Annotated in this window: 12 protein-coding genes; 1 reads left to right on the top strand and 11 read right to left on the bottom strand. The window is 52.2% G+C overall.

What is annotated here, in order from left to right:
• Window positions 1–2: 2 nt before the first annotated feature.
• From hflK to nnr, 8 genes are all read right to left on the bottom strand, one after another.
• Window positions 3–1,265 carry an FtsH protease activity modulator HflK gene (gene hflK / locus ACKQAD_RS01210; protein WP_225085871.1) on the bottom strand — a complete coding sequence of 421 codons (1,263 nt, stop codon included), beginning with the start codon at window positions 1,263–1,265 and terminating at the stop codon, window positions 3–5.
• Between the two features lie 96 nt (window positions 1,266–1,361).
• Entirely contained in the window at window positions 1,362–2,642 is a 1,281-nt protein-coding gene (hflX, locus tag ACKQAD_RS01205) for a ribosome rescue GTPase HflX (protein WP_409158467.1), read from the bottom strand.
• A gap of 94 nt (window positions 2,643–2,736) precedes the next feature.
• The gene (gene hfq, locus ACKQAD_RS01200) at window positions 2,737–3,036 is read right to left on the bottom strand and encodes an RNA chaperone Hfq (RefSeq protein ID WP_409158466.1); all 300 of its coding nucleotides are present in this window, start codon (window positions 3,034–3,036) and stop codon (window positions 2,737–2,739) included.
• Window positions 3,037–3,164: 128 nt separating this feature from the next.
• Window positions 3,165–4,106 (bottom strand): tRNA (adenosine(37)-N6)-dimethylallyltransferase MiaA, encoded by a 942-nt coding sequence (gene miaA / locus ACKQAD_RS01195; RefSeq protein ID WP_409158465.1) that lies wholly within the window; start codon window positions 4,104–4,106, stop codon window positions 3,165–3,167.
• Complete coding sequence (gene mutL, locus ACKQAD_RS01190; RefSeq protein ID WP_409158464.1) at window positions 4,099–6,108, bottom strand: DNA mismatch repair endonuclease MutL; 2,010 nt, start codon at window positions 6,106–6,108, stop codon at window positions 4,099–4,101. The genes miaA and mutL overlap by 8 nt, the downstream gene beginning before the upstream one ends.
• Before the next feature lie 51 nt (window positions 6,109–6,159).
• Window positions 6,160–7,848: an N-acetylmuramoyl-L-alanine amidase AmiB gene (gene amiB, locus ACKQAD_RS01185; RefSeq protein WP_409158463.1), complete on the bottom strand. Its 1,689-nt coding sequence runs from the start codon at window positions 7,846–7,848 to the stop codon at window positions 6,160–6,162.
• A complete protein-coding gene (gene tsaE, locus ACKQAD_RS01180) occupies window positions 7,845–8,327 on the bottom strand; it encodes a tRNA (adenosine(37)-N6)-threonylcarbamoyltransferase complex ATPase subunit type 1 TsaE (protein ID WP_409158462.1) in 483 nt (160 codons plus the stop codon). The genes amiB and tsaE overlap by 4 nt, the downstream gene beginning before the upstream one ends.
• A gap of 48 nt (window positions 8,328–8,375) precedes the next feature.
• Window positions 8,376–9,893, bottom strand: coding sequence for a bifunctional ADP-dependent NAD(P)H-hydrate dehydratase/NAD(P)H-hydrate epimerase (gene nnr, locus ACKQAD_RS01175; protein WP_409158461.1), 1,518 nt, complete (start codon window positions 9,891–9,893; stop codon window positions 8,376–8,378).
• A 148-nt stretch (window positions 9,894–10,041) separates the two neighbouring features.
• Here nnr and queG point away from each other — a divergent pair, with 148 nt between their 5' ends.
• A complete protein-coding gene (gene queG / locus ACKQAD_RS01170; RefSeq protein ID WP_409158460.1) occupies window positions 10,042–11,181 on the top strand; it encodes a tRNA epoxyqueuosine(34) reductase QueG in 1,140 nt (379 codons plus the stop codon).
• 548 nt (window positions 11,182–11,729) lie between these two features.
• Here queG and ahpF read toward each other — a convergent pair.
• The 3 genes from ahpF to ACKQAD_RS01155 all read right to left on the bottom strand — a co-directional run bounded on the left by ahpF (window position 11,730) and on the right by ACKQAD_RS01155 (window position 16,417).
• The gene (ahpF, locus tag ACKQAD_RS01165) at window positions 11,730–13,292 is read right to left on the bottom strand and encodes an alkyl hydroperoxide reductase subunit F (protein ID WP_409158459.1); all 1,563 of its coding nucleotides are present in this window, start codon (window positions 13,290–13,292) and stop codon (window positions 11,730–11,732) included.
• Window positions 13,293–13,436: 144 nt separating this feature from the next.
• Entirely contained in the window at window positions 13,437–14,000 is a 564-nt protein-coding gene (gene ahpC / locus ACKQAD_RS01160; protein ID WP_271874824.1) for an alkyl hydroperoxide reductase subunit C, read from the bottom strand.
• 710 nt (window positions 14,001–14,710) lie between these two features.
• Complete coding sequence (locus tag ACKQAD_RS01155) at window positions 14,711–16,417, bottom strand: DUF6138 family protein (RefSeq protein ID WP_409158458.1); 1,707 nt, start codon at window positions 16,415–16,417, stop codon at window positions 14,711–14,713.
• Window positions 16,418–16,456 lie beyond the last annotated feature (39 nt).

Here is a 16,456-nt window from a genome sequence, read left to right as displayed (position 1 = left end):
GATTATTCTCTCCCTACTCGAGTGAAGTCATCACGCTGCGCATTTGCTCTGCGCTGATCCATGATATTTCCATTGTTGCTGCTACGCGTCTGGTTGCTATTCGCTGCCCCGCTGTTGCCAGTGGGCAGACGCAGTGGGCTAGCGCTGGTATTACTGCTGTTGCTTTGCGTATTGTCAGCGCTTTGTCCGCGCAACATCTGATCCAGCGGCAGAACCATCAGGTTGCCGCCCTTGTCATTGACCAGCACTTTACGGGTATGGCTCAGCACGCGTTCCATCGTTTCGATATACAGACGCTCGCGGGTAATTTCCGGTGCGGCTTTATATTCCGGTAAGACGCGAGCAAAGCGAGCGACTTCACCCTGAGCTTCCAGAACGGTACGCGTTTTATAAGCGCGAGACTCTTCGAGAATACGCTGCGCCTGACCGTTGGCACGTGGCTGGACTTCGTTCGCGTATGCTTCCGCTTCACGAATATATTGCTGTTCGTTTTCACGTGCGGCAATCGCATCATCAAACGCAGCCTTGACTTCTTCCGGCGGGCGCGCGGTCTGGAAGTTGACGTCCAGCAGCGTAATCCCCATGTTGTACGGACGAACAGTTTCTTCCAGTACGCGCTGGGTATCCGTACGCACAATGGTACGGCCTTCCGTCAAAATTTTGTCCATTGTGTACTTACCAATAACGCCGCGCAGCGCGCTGTCAGTTGCCTGACGCAGGCTGTCATCCGCATTGGTTACACTGAACAGATATTGTTCTGGCTGCGTGACACGATACTGCACGTTCATTTCAACGCGCACGACATTCTCGTCTGACGTCAACATCACGCCCGACGTCGCCAGTTCACGCACTGACTCGACGTTCACGGCGCGAACAGAGTCAATGAAGGTCGGTTTCCAGTTAAGACCTGGCCCCACCAAATGGCTGAATTTACCAAAGCGCGTAACGACACCGCGTTCCGCTTCTTTAATGGTATAGAAACCCGTAGCAGCCCAGATGACAACCGCAGCGACGGCAGCGATACCGACGATCCGGCCACCCAGTGCTGGGCCGCCAGAATTTCCGCTGTTGCTTGAGCCTGAACCTTTTCCGCCACCCAGATCGCTGAGTTTTTTGCTCAGCTTACGGAAGATGTCGTCCAGATCCGGCGGCCCCTGATCTCGGCCACCTTTATTATTATTTCCGCCAGAGTTGCCGCCATTATTGCTGCTGCTCCCCCACGGGTCGCGGTCTTGTCCGTTATTACCGGGCTGATTCCACGCCATGTTTTAGCTCCATTCTTTATGATAGGTGTTCTTCAGGTTCAATATCCCAGAGTCCGTCAGACTATTTCACCGTTCAGACTGTTTCTGCCAGTCAAATCAGACAATATAGTCCATCATTTCCTGCTCTTTTTTGCAGAGGCGGCGCCAGTCAGCAATCGGCATACGAATAACCAAACCAATTTGCCCATCCTCTTCAATCCATTCTTTTTCTATTGCCTGAAGCTGGTAAAAACGACTACGCAAACGTCCTGCCTGCGGGGGAAGATGCAAAGTATATTGTGCGATTTCCCCGGAAAGCCGCTCAGTCAATGCCTGAAATAGCAACGGAATACCCTCACCGGTCTGTGCAGAAAGCCAGACCCGTACCGGTAGATTCTCTTCGTTGCGATCGATACGCGGAACGAAATCATCCAGCATATCAATCTTGTTCATTACTAACAGCGCAGGTATTTCATCTGCCTCAATTTCCGTCAGTACGTCATTAACCGCCTCAATGTTCTCGTCAAGACGAGGATCGACAGCATCAACAACGTGCAACAGCAGCGAGGCCTGACGTGTTTCCTGTAACGTAGCCTTAAACGCAGCCACCAAATCGTGGGGCAACTGCCGGATAAAACCTACGGTATCCGCCAGCACTGTATCACCGACATCATCCACTTCAATGCGGCGCAATGTGGGATCCAGTGTGGCAAATAACTGATCGGCGGCATAGACGTCCGCCGATGTAATTTTGTTAAACAGCGTGGATTTACCCGCGTTGGTATAGCCCACCAGCGACACAGTGGGAACATCGGCGCGAACCCGCGACCTCCGCCCCTGTTCACGCTGTTTTTCTACCCGTTCAAGACGTGACAATATCTGAGTGATACGGTTACGCAATAAGCGACGGTCGGTTTCAAGCTGAGTTTCACCCGGACCACGCAAACCGATACCGCCTTTCTGGCGTTCAAGGTGCGTCCAGCCGCGAACCAATCGGGTCGCAAGGTGGCGTAGCTGTGCCAGTTCTACCTGTAATTTCCCTTCGTGAGTACGTGCACGCTGGGCAAAAATATCTAAAATCAGTCCGGTACGATCGATCACCCGGCACTCGCACAAACGCTCCAGATTACGTTCCTGAGCAGGCGTCAGCGCATGATCAAACAGCACGACAAAGGCGCCAGTTTCTTTTACTGCCTGAGCAATTTCTTCTGCTTTGCCTTCCCCGACAAAATACTTGGGGTGAGGTGCCTTACGGCTACCAGTAACCACCTGCAAGGACTCAATACCGGCAGAAGAAACCAGAGATTCGAACTCCAGCAGATCTTCCGTATCTTTATCTTGCGAGAAGTAAATATGAACTAATATGGCCCGTTCACCTGATTCATAACGGTCAAACAAGCGAGTAACCTCTCAAACGAGCAAAAAACACCACAGCGAAGGAGCCGAGCGATGCCTCCAGCTCTCCCGCGCCGTGGTGAATTGACAATACGCCTTATTCGGCGTCATCAGCGTCCGTCGACTGCTGCTGAACAGTCGTGTTATTACCGTGATAGTTGTTGCTGCCGCCTGGATTGTTGCTATGGTGAGACACTGGGCGAGAAGGAACAACTGTAGAGATGGCGTGCTTATAAACCATCTGACTTACCGTGTTTTTCAACAAAATCACGAACTGATCGAAAGATTCGATCTGACCTTGCAGCTTAATACCGTTCACCAAATAAATCGAAACCGGAACACGTTCACGACGCAAAGCGTTCAAGAACGGATCTTGCAAAGATTGCCCCTTAGCCATTCTATATTTTCCTTATTTGTATGTTGTTTGTAACAAAGAACCCTATGGTTCTAAAATAACGGTGTAAAAAACTTGCACGCTGAGACTCACCGATTGTACACAATCACTCAACCTATGCACTAACAAACCTATGCATTAATAACCTGTATAGCCTTGTCCAGTGCTTCGGTCGGTTTTTCGCTATCCAGCCAGCAGACATCATCCCAACTGCGTAGCCAGGTCATTTGCCGCTTCGCTAGCTGACGCGTTGCACAAATGCCCCGATAAACCATTTCATCGTAACCAATTTCACCGGATAAATATGACCACATCTGGCGATAACCCACGCAACGAATAGAGGGCATCTCCGGATTAAGGTCGTGCCGGGCAAACAATGTCCGGACTTCTGTCTCAAACCCCGCCGCCAACATCTGGTGAAAACGCTGTTCAATTCGCTGATGCAACAATTCACGCGTCACCGGGGCGATAGCAAACTGATGAACCTGATAGGGCAGCGCGTCGCCAGACGTTTTTGTCAGTTCAGTTAAAGTGTTACCTGAAACGAAAAAAACTTCCAGTGCTCGCGAGAGTCTCTGCGGATCATTTGGATGAATCCGAATTGCTGCTACCGGATCGATCTCACTGAGCTGGCGATGCATCGCTTCCCAGCCGATTTCTTTTGCCTGCTCTTCAATGCGTTGGCGCACGGCAGCATCGGCTGACGGCAGAGGAGAAAGCCCCTCCAGCAGCGCCTTGAAATACAGCATCGTCCCGCCCACCAAGCAGGGAATACGCCCAGCGGCCGTAATGTCTGCCATCTCACGTAGCGCATCGCGGCGAAAATCGGCCGCAGAATAGGATTCTACCGGATCGAGAATGTCGACTAACCGATGCGGTACCTGTGCCAGTTCTTCCGCACTCGGTTTCGCTGTCCCGATATCCATGCCTTTGTAGATGAGGGCAGAATCGACGCTAATCAACTCTACGGGCAAATATTCTCGTAACGCCATTGCCAATGCGGTTTTTCCTGACGCCGTCGGCCCCATGATAAAAATGGCGGGCGGCAACGACGCGTTTTCTACATCACTCATGCTTCAAAGCCTTGATGGCATCATGGATGTCCATCATATATAAAAGTTCAGACGGCGGCGCTTTCGCCAGTTGCGGACAAAGCCGCTCGACATCCGCCAGTAATTGTATGGCCTGAGAATGGCTCCAGCTTTCCTGTTCACTCTGCAATCGCATTGCCATCCACGATGCCAATGCGCCAGGTTCCACCTGCTGTGTCTCAACCGTCTGATAGTCGGCCAGATAGCCTATCAGTTCGGAGATCAAGTTTTGTAAATTTTGTTGGCGCAATGGTAAAGGTACGGCCCGCAACGTCGCACGCTGTGACTCAACGAGTACATCAATACCAAAACGCGCCAGCAAAGCGTGGTGCGCAGACAACACGCTCAGCTCAGATTTACTTAGCGTCAGGCGCTGCGGAATCAGTAACGGCTGCGCCCGCAGCCCCTCTTCCGACGGCGTCAACTGCACCGCTTTCAGATAGCGCTCAGCAACGGAAAGCGACAGCATCGCCAGACCTTTATGGTACTCCAACAGCGCGTAGCACGGCGGATAAACCGTCAGTACTCGCCCGAAACCGTTCGACTGGCTTTCCAGCGGCGACTCAACTGGCGCACGTGACTTATTGTTGCTGGCTATCGTGTCCGGCGCAGTTCGATTTGGAGGGAAAACGGGTAATGCCGTAGACAACACTCCCGCATCTGGCGACGTAACGGGGTTAGGCGCGACAGCAACACGTTCGCCAGACGGTGGTGGTGCACTGGTCGCGTTATTCGCCGGCTGCAACAGCGTCTTATACAGCTCACCCTGCTTTTTCTGGTACGGATTCTCTGGCTGATAGCCGGAATAAACGGATTCCCGCGCGTGACCGGAATGACCCGCCCGCGGCGTTTTCCCGCCATACGATGGCGTGTTATCGGTACGCAACGGCTGAGCAAAGTGGTTTTCGCCGGCGGCGGGACGATTTTCCTGCTGCCATTGCACCGTTTTCCCAGTCTCCGGCTCCGTCATACCAAGCCCCGGCGCGGAGGCCTGTTGCAGAACGGACATCACCGCCTGATAGATAAAGTCATGTACCAGCCGCGCCTGATGGAACCGAACCTCATGTTTGGCGGGATGAACGTTGACATCAACCTGATGCGGGTCGATCTCCAGATACAGGACATAAGCAGGCTGCTGATCGTCACTAAGCTGATCCTGATAAGCCTGCCGGATAGCATGATTGATCAACCGGTCGCGCATCATGCGCTGGTTCACATAGCAATATTGCAAGTCTGGCAGTTGCTTGGCACCAACCGGATCGGCAACCCAGCCATGAATAGTAAGATCGCCGTGTTGCCATGACACCGCGAGCGCATGCTGTAAGAATGTCGCACCGCAAATGCTACCCAATCGGCGCTCATACTGACTTTTATCCGGTGCCGCACGGTACTGTCGCATCAGCTTACCGTTATGATGCAGCGTAATGGCGATATCGAAACGCGCCAGCGCAATGCGGCGTACCACCTCATCAATATGGGTGAATTCGGTTTTTTCGGTGCGCATAAATTTACGGCGGGCGGGCGTGTTATAAAACAGATCAAGCACTTCCAGCGTGGTGCCGACAGGATGGGCGGCAGGCTTGACCGTCACCGCCATATCACGCCCTTCGGCGTAGGCCTGCCAGGCTTCGGATTGTTCGGCCGTGCGTGAAGTCAAGGTTAAACGGGAGACAGAACTGATACTCGCCAGCGCTTCACCGCGAAATCCCATGCTGACGATCGCTTCCAGATCGTCGAGCGTCGCAATTTTGCTGGTCGCATGGCGCGCCAGTGCCAGCGTTAATTCATCCTTTCCAATCCCCGAGCCGTTGTCACGAATTCGGATCAACTTCGCACCACCACGCTCGATGTCGATATCAATCCGAGTCGCCCCTGCATCCAGACTGTTTTCCACCAGTTCCTTCACGACCGAAGCCGGACGCTCAACCACTTCTCCAGCTGCGATCTGATTAGCCAACTGCGGTGGCAACACCTGAATCGGCATGGCACATCCCTCTTAATAACCTCAATCTATCGACATCGTCAGCATGAAGTCTCAGGCAGACGGAATAATCAGCGTTTGCCCCAGTTGTACCGTGCCGGAGCGCATATTATTCGCCTGTTGGATATCCTTCATGCTGACACCGTAACGGGCAGCAATCGCACTCAGGCTATCACCCTTTACGACCTTATGCTTTACCGGCGCTGCCTTTTTGGGTGCTGGCGTTGATGCCGTCTGTTCCGCTCCTGTAGCCGGAATATTCAGGCGCTGCCCAACCCAGACGATGTCCTTGTTCAGCTTATTCACATCGCGCATGGCCGTGAGGCTGACGCCATAACGCCGCGCAATGGAAGACAGGGTTTCACCACGAGCAACGGTATGACGCTTGCTGCCCGCTCTCGCTTTGGCGGCGGTTACGTTACCGCTCAAGGTTGATGTATCACTTGCCGACGACTGTAGTGGGCGGGTTTCCTGCTTTGGGAGAGCGTTTTTGGGAACAGATTGCATCGGGTGCGTTTGGAAGTACCCCCTCAGCCCCTGATAAATCGCCTTGGCGAGTTTTTCCTGATAGTCGTTACTACCCAGCAGACGTTCTTCTGCAACATTACTGATAAACCCAGTTTCCACCAGTAAAGAAGGGATGTCCGGCGAGCGCAACACGCCTAGACTGGCGTGCTCAGGGCGTCGTTTATGCAACCCTCCAACGCGCTGGAGTTCACGCAGCACCTTCGTTGCCACATCATACCCGACGCGCTGGGAGTGACCAAATTGCAGATCCAGCACCGCCTGACTGAGGTAAGGATCCGCGCTGCTGTTCGCCAGCAGATCGCCTGCACCGCCCAACAGTTCAGACTGTTTCTCATGCTGTTCCAGCCAGTTTGCCATTTCGCTGTTCGCACGGCGGTTGGACAGCACCCAAACAGACGCCCCTTTCGCATTGCGGTTTGGCGCAGCATCCGCGTGAATCGACACTAACAGGTTCGCGCCCTGCTTGCGCGCCACGTCCGAACGTCCCATGACGGAGATAAAGTAATCACCGTCGCGCGTCAGCACACCTTTAAAAGCCGGATCGCTATTCAGTAAGGCTTGTAGCTTACGGGCGATCGAAATGGTAACGTTTTTCTCCCGCAGCCCGTTAGGGCCAATCGCCCCAGGATCCTGCCCGCCGTGACCGGCATCAATCGCCACAACAACACGTTCATTCCCCTGCCGGGCTGGCACGCGGGTAGATGACGAACTGCTATTGACGACGACAGTAGGCTTATTGGTAAACGGATTTTTGGCCGGTTCTACTGGCGCACTATTTTTTTGCTGCCGTGAAGCCGGAGGCACTGAGGCTGGCACCGTTTTCGCTTTATCACCGGTAATGGTAAAGACAACAGCGTAACCCGCTCCTTCTTTTTGCGTCACCGCCCGCGTTTTAGCCGCCTGAGTCAAATCCAAGACCAAACGCAGGCTTTGTGCATCTTGCGCATTGCTGGTACGCACACGCTTAATCAGATTTTGTCCGCTGAAATCCAGCGGTAATCCCTGAATGACGCCAGTCTGACGAATATCAATCACCACTCTGGCGGGGTTACTGAGCGGGAAAAAAGCATAAATAGGCTGACCGCTAAAGCTCAGGCGCACCGTGGCCTGGGCTGAGGCATTGTCCACCTTAATGTCCGACAGACTAGCGGCCCACGCCGAGCCCGCCAGCAACAGCCACACGCCGATGAACAGCTTAACCATACAACTCATCATGATTCTGTTGTTCCTGGCTGGAGAGAAAAACGTTGTAACATCGCGTCTCCCGTTGCAGAGACAGCAGACAATTCAGCCTGTCGGCCCTGATCCTGATAACGCAAATGCAGTTCGATATCGGCATCGGGCAGCACACCCACCCCTTGCTGCGGCCATTCAATCAGACAAATGGCATCCTGCGTCAAATAATCGCGGATCCCCATGAATTCCAACTCTTCCGGGTCAGCCAGCCGATAAAGATCAAAGTGGTAGACAGCCAGCGGCGATAACGCATAAGGCTCGACCAGTGTATAAGTGGGACTTTTGACATTGCCCTGATGACCGCGTGCCTGTAGGAAGCCGCGACTAAACGTCGTTTTCCCTGCGCCGAGATCGCCATAAAGGTGAATAACACACGCACCGTCGCAAGCTTTCGCCAGCGCCGAGCCTAAAGAGATGGTTGCTGCCTCATCCGGCAGAAGTAAGACTATTTTTTTCATTATATTGTTCTAAAAACATAAGTCCTAAAAACATCGGCTCTAAAAACATCAGTTCGGATTCACATACCGGAATAGCACAGGCAGTAAATCGGTTGCCAACATACCGCGAGTACCCCGTCGCGCCGCCAACCAATCAGCCGCCGCACCGTGTACGACACACCCCGCACAGGCAGCATCATACAGCGTGAGCTTTTGTGCCAGCAAACCGCCGACAATACCTGACAGCACATCACCCATGCCACCTGTCGCCATGCCGGGGTTGCCCACATCAGCAATGGCAACCTCGTCTCGCTCGCTGGCGATGACCGTTCCCGCGCCTTTTAACACGACAACGCCACCATAGCGTTTTGCCAACTTTGTCGCTGCAAGTATGCGATCACTTTCAATATCCGATACACGGCAATTCAATAAACGTGCAGCCTCACCGGGATGAGGTGTCAGCACGCGATTCTGCCGCTTATGCGGATTGATTGCCAGTAGGTTAAGCGCATCCGCATCCCATAACATGGGTTTGTTACAATATTCTGCCAGACGCAGTGCCTTTTTAGCCCATTCATCCTGCCCTAAACCGGGCCCAATCACGATGACATCCGCCCATTCCAGTCCCTGCCGCAGCGTATCAGTCGTCAGTTCCAGTACCATCAACTCAGGTCGGGCCGTCAGAAACGCCGATTGATACTGTTTGTGAGTAAGTACTCGCACCAAACCTGCACCGCTGTGTAACGCCGCATCAGCAGCCATCAATACCGCGCCACCCAAGCCGACGTTGCCGCCCACCACCAGCAGTCTACCGTTATCGCCTTTATGTTGTCCGGCCGTTCGAGGAGACAGCCATCCGGCAAGCTGCGCTGCGGTCAACCGCCGTATCGGCGCAGTTTGGTCGTCTAGCCACGTCTGTAAGCCTAGCGAGTGATAATGTAATTTCCCAACCTGCTCACGCGCACGGCCCGTCAGTAACCCCGGTTTCAGCGCAATAAATGTCACTGTCTGCGCCGCACAGATCGCGACGCCAGCACAGGCGCCGGTTTCAGCATGTAAGCCAGAGGGAATATCCAGTGAAACGATGGGGGCAGGATAGGCATTCGCCTGCGTCATTAACACCGCATAAGGTGTGCGCGGTGCGGCGGAAAGCCCAGTGCCGAGCAGACCATCAACGATAAGATCGATCCCTTGCGGCCACGACGTATCAGCATCCTGTGCCTTCACGTCCTGAACACGACCGCCCTGCTCCAGCCAGCGCTGGCGCGCAAGGCGAGCATCATCAGGCAACGGCTTATCGCTGGCACAGGCAATAACATCCACGTCGATGCCGGCCGCCAGCGCCAAACTGGCGACCACATACCCATCACCGCCGTTATTACCATGCCCAGCAAGAACCCGCCAGCGGCGGGTCGAGGGATAGCAGTAGCGAGCAACCTGAAATGCGGCTTCTCCCGCGCGCTGCATGAGCGTCCACAGTGAAAGCCCTGATTCGTGAGCCGCTCTGACTTCTTCACGGCGTACCCATTCGGCGTAAAACACCGCATCAGGTAACGCATCCTCTCGCTTCCGAATGTGACCCGTCATCATTTGCTCTTGGTTTTCATTACAATGACTTAAAATTAGCAAGCAACCTAAACCAACGCCAGCATTCCCCCCCTCTTCTCAGCGAGCATCGGCTACACAGCCAGGATATGATAACATCACCACGTCTTGTTTATTTCTGTGGTCCATCATGTCATACCCCTACAATCTCAACGAATTAGCGCAACACATCAAACAATGGGGACAGGCATTGGGATTCCAGCAGGTCGGCATCTGCGACACCGATTTGTCCACAGAAGAGCCTCGGCTTCAGGCGTGGCTGGATAAACAATACCACGGAGAAATGGACTGGATGGCGCGCCACGGCATGCTGCGGGCACGTCCTCATGAGCTGTTGCCCGGTACACTTCGCGTCATCAGCGTACGTATGAATTATCTTCCCGCCAAAGCTGCGTTCGCCAGCACCTTAAAGAACCCGCAGCTCGGCTATGTTAGCCGCTATGCGCTTGGTCGCGATTACCACAAGTTGTTACGCCAACGGCTGAAAAAACTCGGCGACCAGATTCAGGAATACTGTGGTGAACTGAATTTTCGCCCGTTTGTCGATTCCGCACCCATTATGGAACGTCCTTTGGCCGCGAAAGCTGGACTTGGCTGGGTTGGTAAACACTCACTAATTCTCAACAGAGAGGCGGGTTCCTGGTTTTTTCTCGGTGAACTGCTGATCGATTTACCGCTGCCCGTCGATCGGCCACAGGAAGAACAGTGCGGCCGATGTGTCGCCTGCATGACCACCTGCCCAACAGGCGCGATTGTCGCTCCTTATACCGTCGATGCCCGCCGCTGTATTTCCTATCTGACCATCGAATTGGAAGGTCCAATTCCTGAAGAATTCCGCCCGCTAATGGGCAATCGCATCTATGGCTGCGATGACTGCCAGCTGATTTGCCCATGGAATCGGTTTTCACAGCTCACCGACGAGGCGGATTTCAGCCCGCGTGCCGCGCTGCATACGCCGGAACTGCTGGCGCTATTCGGCTGGAATGAAGAGAAATTTCTTCGGATTACGGAAGGATCGCCAATCCGGCGCATCGGCCATCTCCGCTGGCTACGCAATATTGCCGTCGCACTAGGGAATGCTCCCTATCAGGATAGTGTTGTGCTGGCCCTGCAAACCCGTTTGGGTGAAAGCGAGCTGTTGGATGAACATATCCACTGGGCGATTCGTCAGCAGTTGGAACGCCGAGCGTCACTGGAAATTGACGTCCAGTCAACACAGAAAAAACGACTTATTCGTGCAGTAGAGAAAGGATTACCGCGCGATGCGTGAGTCGTTCAAACCGTTGTCATCAATTTGTCGCACGCGCTGTGAATAAATAAAAAAAACCGTTGCCAATCAACTGTCACAAAAAGTACAAGCGATCGTTATAACGTTTTTATAAGTAATATTTATGGATAAATATCAATAAGATACTCTACAGCATTTTATCAACAGCATGGCGTGATTAATAAATAATCAACACACAGCCTGTGGATAAGTCTGTTAAGAAGAATATGATTTTTTGTATTAACTGATAAAAAACGATATGGATTGAAGTAACGCTAACGCTCGAAATACGATGCTGTGTAGACAACAAAAACGTTCAACAGCACAGAGCGGCCAGCATTATGAATTTCTTATTGTCCCTTGGCAAGGGCTGAGATCTAATTTTTACGATCGAAGGGGGCGTTTTATGATCAAAAGGAAAATTTTACGATCAAAAACAAAAAGCGCGGCGATGCCCTTTTATGAGGCACCGCCGCGCGGTACGTTAAGATCGTCTTCAGAAAAACGGGACAGCGGCTAAGGTGCCCTCCTCCCTTTCCCGCGATCCGATGTTATGCGCGGGTTCTGATCAGGTAGTCAAAGGCACTCAAGGATGCTTTGGCACCTTCACCCGTCGCAATGATGATCTGTTTGTAAGGCACTGTCGTACAGTCACCAGCCGCAAAGACGCCTTTCACACTGGTTTCGCACTTGGCATCGATCTCAATTTCACCGATGCGGTTTCTGGCTACCGTACCTTCCAGCCAGTGGGTGTTAGGCAGCAGGCCAATCTGCACGAAGATCCCTTCCAGCGCTAAATCATACACCGTATCGGTAAGACGATCTTTGTAGCTTAGCCCCGTCACCTTCTGTCCATCGCCTTTCACTTCTGTGGTTTGCGCATTCAGAATGATGTCAACGTTCGGCAGGCTACGCACTTTGTCTTGTAATACAGAATCCGCTTTCAGTTCGGGTGCAAACTCAAGCAGCGTGACATGTTTCACCACGCCAGCCAGATCGATAGCGGCCTCCACACCGGAGTTCCCGCCGCCGATCACCGCGACGTGCTTGCCTTTAAACAGCGGACCATCACAGTGCGGACAGTACGTTACGCCACGCGTACGGTACTGATCTTCGCCAGGCACATTCATATTTCTCCAGCGCGCACCGGTCGCAATGATCACGCTACGCGCTTTCAGCGTCGCACCGGATACCGTAATCACCTGATGCGGTTTACTCGGTTCGCCGCCGGGAATTAAAGCTTCTGCGCTCTGCGCGTCGATCACATCAACACCATAGTCATCAACATGGCTTTTCAGTGCAGTCGCCAATTTGGCACCTTCCGTTTTCGGAACGGAAATGTAGTTTTCGATATCGACAGTATCCAGTACCTGGCCACCAAAACGTTCGCCGACCAATCCGGTACGGATGCCTTTACGCGCCGAATAGACCGCCGCCGCTGCCCCTGCCGGGCCGCTACCGATGATTAATACATCATAAACGTCGCGTTGGTTCAGTTTCTCAACCTGTTTAGCCCCCGCGCCAGTATCAATTTTAGTCACAATCTCAGCCAGGCTCGTCCGCCCTTGACTGAAATGTTCACCGTTCAGGAAAACGGTAGGAACGCCCATCACATTACGGCTTTGGATCTCATCCTGAAACACACCGCCGTCAATCGCGGTATGGGTGATATTTGGGTTCAACACTGCCATTAAATTCAGTGCCTGCACCACGTCCGGACAGTTGTGGCAGGACAGCGAATAATAGGTTTCAAAGTGGAACGTACCGTCAAGATGACGGATTTGATCGAGTAATTCTTTCGCTTCTTTCGACGGATGACCGCCCACTTGCAATAACGCCAGAATCAGGGAGGTAAATTCATGTCCCATTGGCGCACCGGCAAAACGCGGGCCGCTTTGGGAACCTGGGTTGGTAATCAGGAATGAAGGCTTACGTACTGCCAGATCATTCTTTTCAACGAAACTTACCCGCTCGGACAGCTCAGCGATTTCTGTCAGCAAGGTTCTGACTTCAGCAGATTTAGCGGAGTCATCCAGAGTCGCTATCAACTCAACAGGTTTGGTTAATTTTTCCAGATAGGCTTTCAACTGGACTTTCATCGTATTGTCGAGCATCGGTCGTCCTTAATTAGGCAAGTGGGTACAAAGACAAAGTCGTAGAGGGTGCTGGCCCCAAAAAACCGGGCCAGAAAAATCGGGTGCAACGCACCCGACAAAAGCAACCATGTTTTCTATAGCTATGTTTTCCGAGGTGTTAGCTTAGATTTTACCAACCAGATCCAGAGACGGTGCTAGCGTAGCTTCGCCTTCTTTCCATTTGGCCGGGCACACTTCGCCAGGGTGAGAAGCCACGTACTGAGCTGCTTTCACTTTACGCAGCAGATCAGAAGCATCGCGGCCAATACCTTCGGCCGTGATTTCTACTGCCTGGATGGTGCCCTGTGGGTCAACGATGAACGTACCACGGTCAGCCAGACCTTCGGCTTCACGCATGTTTTCAAAGTTGCGCGTCAGTTGGCCCGTTGGGTCACCGATCATGGTGTATTTGATTTTGCCAATCGTTTCAGAGCTGCTATGCCACGCTTTGTGCGTAAAGTGGGTGTCGGTAGAAACAGAGTAGATTTCCACGCCACGCTGTTGGAATTCGTCGTAATAGTCAGCGACATCACCCAGTTCGGTCGGGCAAACAAACGTAAAGTCAGCCGGATAGAAGAAGAATACGCTCCATTTTCCTTCGATATTCTTCTCAGTCACTTCGATGAATTGACCGTCTTTGAAAGCCATGTTTTTGAACGGTTTAACTTGGGTATTGATTACTGACATCACTTTATCCTCATGTGTTTTCGTATGTAGCTAAAGTACAGAAATGTGATCATTATCACCAATCTGTTGTCTTTATCGAATCAATAAGCAATACCTAACTTGATTCAACCTCAAGGGGATCAATCTGCATGTCTTTGCCACCAATTCTGAGCATCTTGAATGCGTGGCGTAATAACCTCAATGTTGCTTTCTTTAATCAGAGCAATCAGCTTTTCCGTCCCCCATTGAGCCAAACAGTCTGCCCACAGGCCGCCATTATCCTGTACGATTACGCACAAGGATCTTCGCACCGATACCCCATCCTACTCGAGGAAAAACGAGCACTTCGTTATGACCATTGCCTGCAAATCAATAGCAAAAAGCAGACAAGTGACCTCCCAGCATTGGTTACCCAGATTACCGCCCTGTAGCAGGCTTTCAACACCGTCTTCCAACAGGCCAAACCATTTGACCTGGACAGAAAGGACTTTTGCATCGCGTCCCTGTAGCCGATCGAGCAGTGTCTGGCGAGAATAGACAGTGAAATATTGTGCAGCACCGATTGAGAGGAAACACCGGTACTGTAGGTGTGTGAAATACCCTGTAAACAGATCAGTTCCCCTCGTAGCCGATGTTATCGGCACGCCAGTCCAACAGCAGAATAGCGGTCATAAACATGTTCCTTACGGGATGAAGCCCTGCGGGCGCACCCGTCGTTATTACATTTAAGATTAGGCCGAAGCCTGAATGAGCGACGTTAACAATGCGCCGCGCTTCGCCTCCGATTTTTTCACCAGTGCCGCGATCTTTTTGGTGTTGCCCCAGATGTGATACAAAATTTGTTCGATCACGGCAGGCTCCCGCCCCCGCACTTCTTCAACCAGTTGCTCGAACAGCGCATCATCCTCTAGCGCAGGCACTATATTCAGTTTTAGTCCTTCTGTCGCATGACTCAGGCAGGCAACCAGTACGGCCACGTTTTGCCTTGTCACACCATGCTTATCGAAAAACGCCCGAATGAAGGCATCCTGTACCGATTGATGCTCATCATCCACGCTTTCCATATACGCTTTTACGAGTGGGAAATACCCCGCCTCGGTCAGACCCAAACCAAATACCGCATAGCTTCCCGGCATACAGCATTTTTCGCCTTCTGAATCGGCGTACCATTCAAATTGCTCAATCGCTGCACGCGCATAATCCTCAAGAAGCGGATAATTCGATGCATACTGTAACGCGTTAGCAAAAAAACGATGGGTATCCGATTTTGCTAACCCTTTAATAGGAAGGTACTGCCGCACCGACGATTTCAGGACGATCTTGTAGCTCTTTGGGAAGCCGAGCGTCAGTAAGCGCGTAATGAAGCCCAGCGCCAGCGCATACGCTTCGACGCTTTCCTTGCGAATACGAACGGTGATGGTCGCAAACACATCATTCGCCACGCATTCAACCCCTTCATTCTTCAGGTTAATCAGCGCGTGCTCAAACGTGCCGCTTCCCTCTTCCATCATGCTTACCGCACGCGGATAGCCCAACTGCTTCGCGATATCCAGATATTCCAGAGCCTGCGGCTTACTATAAGAAGGTTCATAGCGCAAAATCATGATTGCCGCATAGAGCACAAGTTCTATGGGGTGAAACGTTTGTGAATCCTGCCAATCCAAACTGATTCCGGGTTTAAGAGTATAGATTGTCGGTTGAAAGGACTGTTTAGGCTGGGACTTATCGCAATACCGCAACAGAAATTGCTGCTCTACCCACCTTTTTAATGCGACGATAATCGTGCGCCGATGCTCTGATAATTCTGCCTGCCCAGCGTTTCGCTGCTGAATGTATTCAAACTGCGTCATGATCCAGTGAATATCCTGCGAAGGAAAAAGCTGTACATCAAGCAGGTGACGAGCCAGAAAGAACGTTTGCAGCGACTCCGTCGGCACATTGCCATGCGCAAGGTGCCGATCGGTATAGGCGTGAATGGACGAGAGTAACCGCTGTTTTTTCACTTCATTAGTGAACGTGAACAGCGTAACCAGTAAGCGGCCTTCGGTTGCCGGGAACATGGCTCGAAAACGGAACCGATAGTCAATCAGCGCAGTATCCGCCAGTTTCTCCACCCAAAGAGCGATCGCCTGAGTCAGCGCTGGAATCACCTCTTCCTGTATTTGCACAACGCTCAACTCACCTTTGCGATTACCGGGATACAGCCCGTCGGCATCACATTTTGACTCTGGGGATATTTGCGTGCGGCTCGGCGTATAATCCAGCATCACATTGTTATGGATACCCATTTGCAACGTGGTTCGCGCAATGACGTCATTGGCATCGATTCTTTTCTCCAGCGTGTCAAACCACTCGTCGATTACCGTAAGCGATTTATCCCGCATAAAGAGAGCGTGTTGTGGTGATACCCCGGTTTCGTTTGAATGCCTGTCCGTCATTTTTCTTTTTTCCTTATTATTTATCGCAGATGAAATGTT

It is taken from the genome of Pectobacterium artocarpous, from assembly GCF_046159765.1.
In the GTDB taxonomy this organism is placed as follows: domain Bacteria; phylum Pseudomonadota; class Gammaproteobacteria; order Enterobacterales; family Enterobacteriaceae; genus Pectobacterium.
This window is presented reverse-complemented; position numbering and strand designations above follow the sequence as displayed.